The sequence below is a fragment of the Asticcacaulis machinosus genome, from assembly GCF_028550435.1.
GTDB lineage: Bacteria > Pseudomonadota > Alphaproteobacteria > Caulobacterales > Caulobacteraceae > Asticcacaulis > Asticcacaulis machinosus.
This window is the reverse complement of record NZ_JAQQKV010000001.1, coordinates 1113470-1126202: the sequence shown is the minus strand read 5'-3', so window position 1 is coordinate 1126202 and position 12733 is coordinate 1113470. Positions and strand designations below refer to the sequence as shown.

Here is a 12733-nt window from a genome sequence, read left to right as displayed (position 1 = left end):
GAAACCGAGATGGCTGCTTTGGGCGCAAGTGTGCCGAGTGGCCCATTGCGGACTCATTTGGATTGAACGATTACGGCCAAAGCGGGTCGGTGAATCATACATGCTTGGCCCATTTCATTGCCAACTCACCCCTAGTTTACGCGATCCATGAACCCACTGGTGGGTTTTTCAGCTAAGCCGGAAGGAATGAAGTCTACAATCTCGCGATTTCGGCTCAATCAATGTTGTTACATTGTTACAACCTAACCTACCAACATATGGTGAGTGAAATTTATTATAATAATTAACAATAATGAGTTTATTTCATTATTGTGTCATGTAGCTGAGGTACGACGCCCTGAACTCAGTTTAGTCAGGGAGCAGTATCATGTCAGGTGCCGATCGGCGCGGATTTTTACGGATGCTGGGGGCCGGCGCTGCCGTAAGCGCTTCGGGTGGAGTGTTTCCGCAGGCCATCGCCAGCGCATTGTCGATTCCCGCCAGCCGGGTGACGGGCACCATTAAGGACGTCAAACACGTCGTCATCCTGATGCAGGAAAACCGTTCATTCGATCATTATTTCGGAACTCTGAAAGGCGTGCGCGGCTTTGGTGATCGTCATCCGGTGCCGATGACGAACGGGCCGGTTTGGAAGCAGTCGGACGGCGCGCGCGAAATCCCGCCCTATCACCTCGACACCAAAACCACCAACGCCATTGCCGTACCGGGCACACCCCATTCGTTCAGCGATTCTCAGGCCGCCTGGAATCAGGGCAAGTTCGGTTACTGGCCCAAGTATAAAAATCCCTATTCGATGGGCTATTATAAACGCGACGACATCCCGTTCCAGTTCGCTCTGGCCGAAGCATTTACCATTTGCGACGCCTATCACTGCTCGATCACCACCGGCACCGATCCGAACCGTATCGTCTTCTGGTCCGGCGCCAACCACGATCCGCAATTGCGCGCCAAGGGCATCAACGGTACGGATGCCGACTCTGAGCCCAATAACCTGCGCTGCTGGATCAAGGGCGCGCTGCCGACGCCGGGTTACACCTATCAGGGTTCGGCCTTCACCTGGCCGACCATCCCGGATGTGCTCGAAGGCGCGGGCGTGTCATGGCGTATTTACCAAGACCCGAATGACAACTGGACCGGGGCCATGCACGGCGGCCTGGCGTTTGAAAGTTTCCGAAACGCCAAGCCGGGCTCAGGGCTTTATGAAAAGGGCATGTCGAACTGGTCGCTGGAGCGATTTGCGCAGGATGTAAAGGATGGCACCCTGCCCGAAGTGTCGTGGATACTGCCGCCCAAGGACTGGTCTGAGCATCCGTCGGCCTCGACCCCACTACAGGGGGCGGAATTTACCGCCGGTATTCTTGAGGCCCTGACCGCCAATCCGGAGGTCTGGAGCCGGACGGTGTTCTTCCAGACCTTCGATGAAAACGATGGCCTGTTTGACCATATGCCACCGCCCGCGCCGCCATCCTATACAGCCGCCGGTGACATGGCGGGCAAGTCGACCCTTGACCTCAAGGGCTTTTATTTCAATGACAAAGACAACAAGTACCGCGTCAAGGACGATACCATCAGCGGGCCGGTAAGACCGTGGGGTCTGGGGCCGCGTGTGCCGATGTATGTCGTCTCACCGTGGAGCCGCGGCGGCTGGGTGACCTCGGAAGTGTTCGACCATACCTCGGTCGGGCAGTTTCTGGAAAAGCGCTTTGACGTCACTATTCCGGCCATCAGCCCCTGGCACCGCAGCGTCTGCGGCGACCTGACCTCAGCCTTTGATTTTGCCACGCCTAATGAACCGGCCTTCCCCAAACTGCCGGATGCGTCCGGCTCACAAAAGGCCGTGCTGGCCCAGATCCACCGTAAGCGCATCGAGCCGCCGGTTGCGATGCAGGCCTTAGTGCAGGAAGAGGGTTCGCGTCCGTCACGGCCTCTGCCCTATGACCTTGAGGTGCGCGCCTTGGTCCGCGACGCGCAGGTCGGCATGGAGTTTGTCAATTCCGGCCATAAGGGTGCGGTCTTTCAGGTTTATGACCGGCTGGACCTGGAGGCCATTCCGCGCCGCTATACGGTAGAAGCCGGAAAGTCGCTCAAAGATGTCTGGCCCACTACCGCGCGCGGCAAAAGCTATGATTTCTGGATACTGGGGCCAAATGGTTTCAACCGCACCCTCAAAGGGCAAATGTCGGTCAGTGAACCCGAAGTGATCTTCAAAGGCGATCCCAAAACCGGGCAGGTCAGCCTGTCGCTGCGTAACCGCCATACGGCACCTCTGACGCTTCGGCTGGATGGCTCGGCCTATGGTGGGGCGGCGGCTGATATTACCCTGAAACCCGGTCAGACCGTAAAACGTAGTTTCGATGCCACCCAAAGCGGTCACTGGTACGATCTGTCCATAACCGCTCAAGGTTTCGAGCGCCGCTTTGCCGGACGGCTTGAAACCGGAAAGGCCTCGGTCAGCGATCCGCTTATGGGCGGAATAGTTGAATTTAAAACCGCTTGATCGACAGGGTATCGAACGTCCGCTTCAAGGTGTCGGTGGCCTGATCATAATCCGCTAATGCCAGGGCGGCGATCAGGGCATCGACCACGCACAACTGGGCGATCCGGCTGGTCATCGCCTCGGTTCGGAACAACGTCTCCCGCGCCATCGTGAACAACACCACATCGGCATGGGCCTGAATGGGCGAGCGGGCAAAATTGGTAATCACTACGGTTTTCGCACCATTGGTCTTGGCCAGTTTGGTTGACGCGACCGTCTCATGGGTAGCGCCGGAATGGGAAATCGTCAGAACCGCCACATCGGGCGTAGTGCGCGACGCGCTGATGGCCTGAATATGGCTATCGATCACGACCTTGGCCTCAAGGCCGATACGCAGCATCCGGTAGTGGGCGTCTTCAGCAATGGGGGCCGAGGAGCCAATGCCATAGATTTCAATGCGCTTGGCGCTGCGAAAAATCTCAACGGCACTGGCCAGAGACTTCGGATCTATGACCGACAAGGTATCGCGCAACGCCTGAATGCCCGAATGAAAAATCTTGCGGCATACGGAGGGCAAATCGTCGTCGCGGTTCAGGTCTTCGTGAATGAACTGAACCGGCTGTACGGTTTCCTGTGCCAGACTGAGTTTCAAATGCTGAAACCCGCTCAGGCCCAGCTTGCGGCAAAAATTGATGACGCTGCCTTCGGACGCGCCCGTGGCTTCGGACAGTTCCGTGACCGACATACGCACAATGCGGTCGGGCTGAGCCAGAACATAGTCGGCAATGCGCTGGGCCCCCTTGGCCAGGGTCGGATAGGCGATGTTGATCCGCACCAGAGCGTTTTCAACCGGGGCATTTTCAGACGGCTGATTTGGGGTCTGGTTTTGAGGCGTGTCGTTCATATCGGTTTCCATTCGGGCCGCCGCCCTATCGCAGATCACCCCCCAAAGCTTTCAAGGCATGATTCTGTGACACCTGATCATGCGACGCGGGCTTTAGCTGAACATATCTATATCTCTGACCACAATCAAACTGAGTTTGGTTCATATTTTCGGTGACTAAGTTGAATTATCTGATGACTTCACAAACGCGGCGGCTGGATGCGGCGCAAGACCTTCTGGCCGCGTCAAAGGCGGTATTGCTTGACTGGGATGGCTGTCTGGCGCTGGGGGAGCGGCTGCTGCCGGACGCTGTGCGCTTTCTTAAAGTGTGGGGCGACCGGGCGGCGGTTGTCTCCAACAATTCAACCCATCTGCCGCAGGTTTTTGCCAGGGTAATGGCGCGCGAAGGTGTTGATTTCGATCCGGCCCGTATTTTTCTGGCCGGCGCCGAAGCCTTAAATGTCACACAGGGTATTCAGACTGCCGATACCGTCATGGTCATCGGCAATGAGGTCATGAAAAACCATGCCCGCAGCCTGGGTCTGATCCTCAATGACGACACGGCGGACGTGATTGTCCTGATGCGCGACACCGGGTTTTCCTACGATCGTCTTGAGAGGATTGTGAACCGCCTCAAGACCGGGGCACGTTTGATTGTGGCGAATCCGGATAAAACCCATCCGGGCGCGGACGGACGGATCGTGCCGGAAACCGGCGCGTTGATGGCTGCCATTATGGCCTGCGTCGAAGGCTGTGGTGTGAGTGTCGATATCATCGGTAAACCGTCACCTCATCTGTTCGCGCGCGCCTGCGCGGCCTTGGGGGTTTCGCCGTCGCAGGCGGTCATGCTGGGCGATAATCCGCTGACCGATGTGGCGGGCGCTGACGCCTTTGGGGCCAACAGTCTGCTGATCAATTCCGCAGACGGTTTTCGCTTTGCCGAACTGTTGGGCCAATAGTGAAGTAAATAAAGCTCAGTTTATAATAATGGTAAAAATGAGTAAAATTCATCCAACTGTCATCATTCGCTTTTTTTAGTGTCATGAGCCGTTGGTAAATTTCACATCGAACCCTGGGCGCTGAGTGTGTTTGCGCAATTACCGGGGGAGCTGCTGCCGGTGGCGTAACCGGTTCCACATTTTGGGGATATATCATGTTTTTGAAAGCACCTTATGGTTCGCTGATGGGCCTGCTGGCTCTCGGTTGCAGCCTGAGCACTTTGGCCCATGCGGCTGACGACGTGGCCGCCGATGCCGCTGAGCCGGTTCAGACCGTCACGGTTGAGGCCAAGAAAATGGCGCGTCAGACCCTGGCCGCGCAACAATCCGAAGCCTACGGAACGGAGGTTCAGATCGTCACCGCCCAGCAGATCGAAGATTCGGGCGCGATTAACCTGGCCGAAGCCATGCAGTTTCTGGTGAAGGGCGTCAACATCGGCTATTCGCCTGACGAAGGTGAATTCACCATTCGCCTTGATGGCGGCGGGGATCGCGATACGCTGGTGGCGCTTGATGGCGTGCCGACCTATGACCGCGGCCCGGCGCTGGAGAACATTTGGGGTGCCACCGCGATGGACCCGCACATGATCGAGACCATCGAAGTTTACCGTGGCGGCAATAGCCTTTATTACGGTTCAAACGGCGGCATCGGTGTCGTCAATATCATCACCAAAAAGCCGGACGGCACCCGTAAAGGCGAGTTCGGCATCTCCTACGGCTCGTTCGAGACGCGCGAAATCTGGGGCAACTATTCTTTCCCGCTCGATAAGGCAGGTAAGCACAGCCTGATGGTGTATGGCACCATGCTGGCGACCGACTCACCGCGAATTTTCGACCCGACCAAGTTTACGGATAACGTGGCGCTGTCCGGTGGTATTCAGGATTATCCCTACAACCGCAACAATATCGGCGCGAAATATCTCTGGCAAATCGACGACAATACTGAACTGCGCGGCAATGTTATCTATGTCGAAAGCTGGTTCCAGGATCCGTTCCCGTCGGGTGAATCCTATTCGCCCAATACCCTGCGCTATCCGATCTTTGATGCGTCGTTTAAAAAGCGATTTAGCGACAACTTCTCGGTTGAAGCCTCCGCCTATTACTCTAATCCCAAGCTGTGGAACGCCGAACTTTATCCGGAAGTCTGCCGTATCGCGGCGGGCTGTATCGACCCGAACAACCCGACCGTCACTATCCCGCGCGGGGCCTGGACGGGGGCTGTCGAGCCGGCCTTTGCTCACGGCTTTGGCACCACCAACCAGTATAAGTCGGGCTACAAGGAAACCGGCCTGACCGTGCGTGCCCTGTGGCAGGCGCATAAGTATCTGGAACTGGTCAGCGGCGTTCAGTACGTCTCTTACAAAGATGACTCGTCCGAAGCCTTCGCCACCCCGGACAATGACTCGGCCACGACCGGCGTGTTCTTTGATTTCCACCCCAAGCTGCCGTTCAGCCCGTCGACTAATATCTCGCTGGCGGTGCGTACCGACTTCTCAGACGCCTTTGACTCTAAGACCATCTATAAGTTTGGCGTTCGTCAGCCGATCGGCAACGCCTATATCCGCGCCAATGGTGGCACCTCTTATTCCCTGCCGCAGACCAATGAGCTTTACATCAACAACCCGCGTCCGCCGCAGGCGACCAGCCCTGTCTTCACGCTCGGCAATCCTGACCTGCTGCCGGAAGAAACGACAACCTTTAACGCCGGTATCGGCTATCGCAATACCTTTGGCGCGTTCACGGTCAGCGGTGAAATCGGCGGGTTTGATACTGAAATCACCAACCGGATTTCGACCACTTCGGGCCTGACGGTAAACACCTATTTCAACTCATCGGCCATCACCAAGATCAAGGGCCTGACGGCTGAGGCTGATCTTTATGTCGGTGATCAGTGGCACTTCGGTCTGGCTTACACCAGCACGGATGCGTCAGAAACCGCCGGCTCACGCAAAGGCCTGCAAATCGGTGAAACCCCGTCATGGTTTGCGACCGGTGCGATTGACTGGAGTTCAAAAGATGGCCGCCTGAAGTTCCAGATGCTGCCACGCTTCCAGGGCGCGGAATGGGCCCGTGGCGGTCCGGCTCTGCCGGGGACGACCAAGCCTGCGGTCGGCGGCAAGGGACAGGACACCGGCGTGCCAAGATACAGCAAGAACTTTGGCAACTACACGGTTGTCAATGCGTCGGTCACCTATCTGGCCGGTGAAAACATGCAGCACCGCTTCCAGTTCCGCGTCGTCAACCTGTTCGACGAATATTACGCCGAACGCTATGGCTACGGGAACAATTTCTACGGCGCAGCCTTCAACCGCGGCGAATATTCCAATACGGATGACCGCTATTTCTACGGCTATCCGTTTGAAGGCAAGCCGCGCAGCTTCTACGCCACCTTTGCCACCAAGTTCTAAATCTTAATCCTAACTTTGTGTGTGTCCCAATCTAAAGGCGCAGGGTCACAAAGGCCGGGCGGGCCGGTTATACGGTCATAAGCGTCGTCCGGTCGCGTGATCCGCGCCCTAAAAAGCCTCATCTCAGAAGGCCATGTTTGAAGCGTATTCAGCGTCTCAGGCATGGCCTTTTTTATTATCATTCAAAAGGTGCTTCATGTTTTCCAGACGATTGTTTCTGGCCGGATCGGCCGCAAGCCTGTGGATACCGGCGATGGCGCGCGCGGCCTCTGGGGCCTATCATTTTACGCTGGGCGTTGCATCGGGCAGTCCGCGCGATGACGGCATGATCCTGTGGACGCGGCTGGCACCCGATCCGCTTAAGGGTGGCGGCATGACGCCTGAACCGGTCAATGTGCGCTGGCGTCTGTGCGCGGACGACCAGATGAAAACGACGGTACGCGAAGGGGTATTTACCACCTCCGGGCGCGAAGGTCATTCGGTGCATGTGCGCGTCGACGGATTGGCGCCGGGCCGCGAATACTGGTATCAGTTCAATTACGGACAGGACGAAAGCCCGATTGGCCGCACCCGCACCTCCAGCCGCAATGATCCGTCCGCCAAGCTGGCTCTGGCCAGTTGCCAGAGCTATGAGAGCGGCTATTTCACGGCCTATGGTGATATGGCCAAATGGCTGCCCGACTGCGTGATCCATGTTGGTGACTATATTTACGAAGGCGGGATCGGCACCCTGGGGGTACGGATGCGTGATTTGGGCAACGGTCAACGACAGGCGTTTGAGACGGTGCGCCTGCACAATTCCGCTGAGATCGTCACTCTGTGGGACTACCGCAATCGCTATGCGCTTTATAAGAGCGATAAGGATTTACAGGCCGCCCATGCTGCCGCCCCGTGGATCGTGGCGATGGACGACCATGAAGTTGATAACAACTGGGCCAGTGATATCCCTCAAGACCCCGAAGCCCAGACGCCCTTAGAGTTTCAGGTGCGTAAGCTGGCGGCGTTTCAGGCTTATTGGGAACATATGCCTATCGAAAAGCCACCGGTAATCGAGCAGCTTAAATCTAAGATTCAGCTCTATGGAAAATATCGTTTCGGCCCGGCGCAGGTGCATCTACTTGATACCCGTCAGTTCCGCTCAGATCAGGCCTGTGGCGATAATCGTAAAGCGCCCTGCGCGGCGCTCGATGATCCGAAACGCACCCTGACCGGCGCGGCTCAGGAACAGTGGTTGTTGAAAGAACTATCGGCATCGGACGCGGCATTTAATGTTCTGGCGTCCCAAACCTGGTTCTCGCCGTTCCGGTATAATGAAGGGCCGGACGACGACGTGCGTAACCTTGATCAGTGGGATGGCTATCCGCTGCAACGTGAGAAGATCGCCAAGGCATTGGCTAAGGCTGACGGCACACCGGTGGTGCTATCTGGCGACTGGCATATCTCCGGGGCGATGACCCTGCATGAAACCCCGACCGATCCGAAGTCGCGCAAGATCGGCTATGAGTTTGCCGGCACGTCGATTGCGTCCCATTGTCCGTGGGCGGGTGACATGATGGCTGTGCGCGATGCCAATCCGCACGTCACCTATCTCAACGGTCAGAAACGCGGCTATGTCAGGAGCACGGTCACCGCCAAAGACTGGCACACGGAGTACCGCGTAGTCACGGATGCAGGCGTTGTGGGTTCAGGTGTCGTAACCGATGCCGAGTTCCGCACTTCGGAGATGTAAGCCGAAATATCCGGGCCTTATCCCTAAGGCCCGGATATTTTTAAAGATAATGTTTCCGCAACCGCACCGATATCTGCTCTAGGATCAGCACCAGCACAAAAATCGCCACCAGTATTGTGCCGACATGGCCGTAGTCATACATGTCATAACGGCCCTTGAGTTCCTGCCCGATGCCGCCCGCGCCAACCAGACCAATGACGGTCGCCATGCGCACATTGCGGTCGAGGATATAGAGGGTCGAGGCGATGTAGTTCGGCCAGACCATCGGCAAGATCGCATGGCGGAAAACCTTAAGGCAGCCCGCCCCAATAGCGCGCAGGGCTTCCTGCGGCTTCGGATCAGCCGCTTCGATATCGTCGGCATAGAACTTACCAAAAAATCCGGCGGCATGAAGCGCCAGCGCCAGTATCCCCGCCATCGGCCCAAAACCATAGGCCAGCACCAGAAACAGGGCGCTGATCAGTTCCGGCACAGCGCGCAAAAGGCTGACCACACTGCGGCTTAACCCCTGAACCCAGCGGTTCGGCGCTAGGTTAGACGCGCCCAGCAGTGCCAGCGGCAGGCCCAGAATGACCGCAAGGATCGTCCCCCACAGGGCGATCTCAAGGGTCTCCAGCATTTTGACCCCGACCGTCATCAGATAGCCGTAGGGCTTGACCAGAATCTCAGTGGTTTCGGTCGCGGCTTCGACCTCAAGCGTGTCGGGGTTCAGGGTTTCAACCTCAGTGGTTTCATGCTCGATATATGAGAACGCAGGCAGATTTTCGCGGTCGAAGTTTTCGATCCGGCTGACCTCAACCCGCTCGGACATCTCCAGCGGAAACAACTGTCCGGCCACGGTCGCAAAACCCTTGGCGACCTGACTTTCGGCACCTGACCCGAATACAGATCCGACCGCTTCGGCGGTCAGGGCCACGGCCTTGGGCAGTTCGACCCGCACCGCTGTCTGCCACAGGACAAACATCGCCATTAGCGACAGGATTAAGGTTTTAAGGCCGTAAGGTTTGGGGTATCGCCACGTCTCGGCGGCGACGGGCGGGGGTATCAGCGGTTTCATGGTCAGGCGGGCTCAGGCTGCAAGGCGGGTATCCCCGGCGTCTGGTAAATGCGGGCGCAGGCATCCGGTGTCAGGTCGGCGGGCGGGCCATCAAAGACCAGTTCACCACTTTTCAGCGCCACAATGCGGTCGGCAAACTGGCGGGCCAGATCAAGCTGATGCAGGCTGCACAGGACGGTTGCCCCACGGGCGCGGGCTTCGCGCACCAGTAAAGCCAGAATGTCTTCGCTCACTGCCGGATCGAGGCTGGCGACCGGCTCATCGGCCAGAATAATGGCGGGATCGAGCATAAAGGCGCGGGCAATACCTACCCGTTGCTGCTGGCCGCCGGACAGTTCGCTGACCCGGCGCGTCAGGTGGGCTTCGCTTAAACCCACCCTATCCAGCAATTCGCAGACCTTGGCCTGATGCTCTCGCGGAAACAGATTAAACAGGGCAGGCAGGGTCGGCACAGCGGGCAGGGCGCCTGCAATGACATTGGCCGCGACGGTAGCGCGCGTGGTCAGGTTGAACGCCTGATGGATCATGCCGATGTTCGGGCGGATGGTTTTCAAATTGCGGGGGGTGATCTCTATGTCACCCACAAACACCTTGCCCGCTGTCGGCTGGTTTAGCCCGTTGACACAGCGCAGCAGGCTGGACTTGCCAGCCCCCGATGGCCCCAGCAGGACACAGACCTGACCCGCAGGAATGGTCAGGGAGATGTTTTTCAGGGCCTGAGTGCCGCAACTGTGGGTCTGGCTGACCGCTTCGAACCGGATCACCGCGCTGAGGCCTTTTTCAGGATTTCGCCCTTAAGCCGGTCGTCGATTCGCGCCATGGTGCGAGCCGCGACGCTGAATTTGGCGGCGGAGAATTTGGTGTCATATCGGTCAACTTTGGCGCCACCATAGCCGCGGATCATGTCAGGCGTCACACCGGGGGCGGTGTGGACCGTTTCAAACGCTGATTTGAGATTGACTTTAAGTGACGCGGGCAGACGGGTATTCATCACAATCGGCGGATAGGGGATGGCGATGCTTTTGGCGATGACGCGGATGCTTTTAGGATCGACCGCACCCTGACGGATGGCCTTATCGAAGCTGTCGAACGACAGGGCGGCGACATCGACCTGATTTTGGGTGAGGGCTGCCAGACTTGAGGCATGGCTGCCGGTCAGGCGTAGTGCCGACAGATCTTTGACCGGGTCAAGGCCCGCATCCATAATCATGCTGACCGGAAACACAAAGGCCGAGGCCGAATTGATGTCACCAAACGCCACGCGTTTGCCCTTGATCTGGGCGACCGTCTTGATGGGGGAGGTGCTGCGGGTAAATAGTCCGGCATAATAGGATGACTGACCCTTTTCGACCGCGACCGCCAGCAGTTCAGCGCACTTACGCTGATGGGCCTGCACAAAGGTGACAGCACCGACAAAGGCGATGTCGGCGGAACCATTGCACATGGCCTCAACCACCGCGCCGTAAGACTGCCCCACCCGGATGTCGAAGGTCAGGCCGGTCTGGCGGCTTATGGCATTGAACAAAGGCCTATAGTCGGCGCGCGTGCCGTCCTCAGTGCCACCGTCCGCCGGTATCAATATGACCCTCAGCGGCTTAGCGGCCATCGCAGGCCCTGACACCGTAAGCGCGGCCAGCATCGCCAGAACAAGAGACACCAGACCTGACCGGAGCATGTGCATATCGTGACCTTACTGTTGACTGCCGCCTTAAAAGGCTCAGTCTAAGGCCCGATCATGACACGGGTATGAATTTCCCTCATTTTTTTCCATGAAAATAATGAGGGAGTGAGGGAAAGGGCTTATCGAGTTGTAGTGTTCGTTTTGGGAGGAAACTGTAACGATAACTTGTGCGTCACTTTTAAGATTGATCGGATTTTAAGTTCTGCTCTCGCCTGCCTTCTTTATAGTCGTCCAAGCTCGTGAATGACCGTCAATTGAATTTTTCGGAATTTGCGAATGACCGCTCTGGGCGCTAGTTTGCCAAGCGGCGGTTACGGAATGCCTGAAAAATTTGGACTAAACACGAATGAGCGCTCTTCGTTCTGTGCAGTGACGTATGGACCGCACTGCAAGGCCGCCTGAATGATTTGATTTGCAGACTTCACATCCGCTTTTGAGCTTGTAGCCAAATCCATACTCACCTTCGGGACCGCTAACAGGGCACCTATTTCGTCCAGTTCAAGGTGCAACTGGGCACCGACAAGCGTGGGTCTGCTACCGGGCGGCAAACATCTAGCGATTTGAGAAAGGATATTTTGTGTCCCATCCGGCGAGCCATTTGCGGCCGCGTCAGAAGGCTTAGACACGTCAGCCGCTGCCTGCAAAGGTGATGCATTAGTAGCAAGGGGCTCTGGTGACGGTATCTCTTCAAAAGGCTTAGCAGTGTCAGCCGTGTCTTGCTCTCTAGGCAATTTTTCGGCTTCAGTTTCAAGGGGACTGTTCTCGGACTGAGCTGGTTTTTCCTCGGAGTTAAGCGGGGCGCTCACTAACCTGACTGATTGGAAGGTAGCAGTGTCATTACCGCTTCCTGTGAATGAATTTGAGGCGATGCCGGAAAGATTGTCAGGCCTTGACGCAAAAATGAAAAGAAAAATGATTAAATGAATAGCCAGTGAAACAAGGCCGCCCAAATACATTCTAGGCCTTAGCAATTGGAGATGACGAGGATTTCTTTCGCTCACCATCCGGAAAAGGCCGCGCCGCCATTCCGTAAATTGCGTCATGGTAAACTCGCGCATTAACTGTATTTTTGAGAAAATTTTCTTCATAGGGTTGCATAAAATTACCGCTTGATGCAACTGTTATCTCAGGGCTGCTTAACGCTAAATTTCTATTCTCCACTTTCAACGCCGTGATTACAATCACGACGGACGAACAGGTGTGACAAATCGGGGGGGTATTCATGAATGTTTTTGGTGCGATTTCAAAATTCACGATAGCGATAAAACTAGCTGCAATTGTTCTATTGCTTGCCGCAATATTTTCGCCGAATGAGGGGCGCGCACAAACCGTCACTCCGTGGGCAGATGCACCTTTTGGAACCAAGGGCTGGTGCACCGTTGCTGGGGGAGCTCCCGCAAATTCCGCATGCTTTGGCGACCCCCAGGCTGCGTGTGCAAAGCAGCATCAAGTTTATGGAGGGCCAGGTGCAAACTATGGTGCCCAAACGGGGCCATACTGG

At 56.6% G+C, this 12733-nt stretch carries 9 protein-coding genes; 4 read left to right on the top strand and 5 right to left on the bottom strand.

Annotated elements, in window-relative coordinates:
- Positions 1-367: 367 nt before the first annotated feature.
- Positions 368-2497: a phosphocholine-specific phospholipase C gene (locus PQU98_RS05385; RefSeq protein ID WP_272743868.1), complete on the top strand. Its 2130-nt coding sequence runs from the start codon at positions 368-370 to the stop codon at positions 2495-2497.
- On the opposite strand, the gene PQU98_RS05380 is transcribed toward PQU98_RS05385, so the two are convergent.
- Positions 2484-3380, bottom strand: coding sequence for a MurR/RpiR family transcriptional regulator (locus PQU98_RS05380; protein ID WP_272743867.1), 897 nt, complete (start codon positions 3378-3380; stop codon positions 2484-2486). The genes PQU98_RS05385 and PQU98_RS05380 overlap by 14 nt on opposite strands.
- Positions 3381-3553: 173 nt before the next feature.
- Here PQU98_RS05380 and PQU98_RS05375 point away from each other — a divergent pair, with 173 nt between their 5' ends.
- The 3 genes from PQU98_RS05375 to PQU98_RS05365 all read left to right on the top strand — a co-directional run bounded on the left by PQU98_RS05375 (position 3554) and on the right by PQU98_RS05365 (position 8494).
- Positions 3554-4318 carry an HAD-IIA family hydrolase gene (locus PQU98_RS05375; RefSeq protein ID WP_272743866.1) on the top strand — a complete coding sequence of 255 codons (765 nt, stop codon included), beginning with the start codon at positions 3554-3556 and terminating at the stop codon, positions 4316-4318.
- Positions 4319-4512: 194 nt separating this feature from the next.
- On the top strand, positions 4513-6765 hold the full coding sequence (locus PQU98_RS05370; protein ID WP_272743865.1) for a TonB-dependent receptor plug domain-containing protein: 2253 nt from the start codon (positions 4513-4515) through the stop codon (positions 6763-6765).
- 196 nt (positions 6766-6961) lie between these two features.
- Positions 6962-8494: an alkaline phosphatase D family protein gene (locus tag PQU98_RS05365; RefSeq protein WP_272743864.1), complete on the top strand. Its 1533-nt coding sequence runs from the start codon at positions 6962-6964 to the stop codon at positions 8492-8494.
- A 40-nt stretch (positions 8495-8534) separates the two neighbouring features.
- Here the strand turns inward: PQU98_RS05365 and phnE are convergent, their stop codons facing one another.
- The 4 genes from phnE to PQU98_RS05345 all read right to left on the bottom strand — a co-directional run bounded on the left by phnE (position 8535) and on the right by PQU98_RS05345 (position 12320).
- Positions 8535-9551, bottom strand: a complete 1017-nt coding sequence (phnE, locus tag PQU98_RS05360) for a phosphonate ABC transporter, permease protein PhnE (RefSeq protein WP_272743862.1) — start codon at positions 9549-9551, stop codon at positions 8535-8537.
- A 2-nt stretch (positions 9552-9553) separates the two neighbouring features.
- Positions 9554-10315, bottom strand: a complete 762-nt coding sequence (locus PQU98_RS05355) for a phosphonate ABC transporter ATP-binding protein (RefSeq protein WP_272743861.1) — start codon at positions 10313-10315, stop codon at positions 9554-9556.
- Positions 10312-11232, bottom strand: coding sequence for a phosphate/phosphite/phosphonate ABC transporter substrate-binding protein (locus tag PQU98_RS05350; RefSeq protein ID WP_272743860.1), 921 nt, complete (start codon positions 11230-11232; stop codon positions 10312-10314). Before PQU98_RS05350 ends, PQU98_RS05355 begins: the two co-directional genes overlap by 4 nt.
- Before the next feature lie 311 nt (positions 11233-11543).
- Entirely contained in the window at positions 11544-12320 is a 777-nt protein-coding gene (locus PQU98_RS05345; protein WP_272743859.1) for a hypothetical protein, read from the bottom strand.
- Positions 12321-12733: the final 413 nt, after the last annotated feature.

Coding starts and splice junctions, on each gene's coding strand:
- phnE (WP_272743862.1), bottom strand. CDS start 9,551: ATGAAACCGCTGATACCCCCGCCCGTCGCCGCCGAGACGTGGCGATAC.
- PQU98_RS05385 (WP_272743868.1), top strand. CDS start 368: ATGTCAGGTGCCGATCGGCGCGGATTTTTACGGATGCTGGGGGCCGGC.
- PQU98_RS05345 (WP_272743859.1), bottom strand. CDS start 12,320: ATGAAGAAAATTTTCTCAAAAATACAGTTAATGCGCGAGTTTACCATG.
- PQU98_RS05375 (WP_272743866.1), top strand. CDS start 3,554: ATGACTTCACAAACGCGGCGGCTGGATGCGGCGCAAGACCTTCTGGCC.
- PQU98_RS05380 (WP_272743867.1), bottom strand. CDS start 3,380: ATGAACGACACGCCTCAAAACCAGACCCCAAATCAGCCGTCTGAAAAT.
- PQU98_RS05365 (WP_272743864.1), top strand. CDS start 6,962: ATGTTTTCCAGACGATTGTTTCTGGCCGGATCGGCCGCAAGCCTGTGG.
- PQU98_RS05350 (WP_272743860.1), bottom strand. CDS start 11,232: ATGCACATGCTCCGGTCAGGTCTGGTGTCTCTTGTTCTGGCGATGCTG.
- PQU98_RS05370 (WP_272743865.1), top strand. CDS start 4,513: ATGTTTTTGAAAGCACCTTATGGTTCGCTGATGGGCCTGCTGGCTCTC.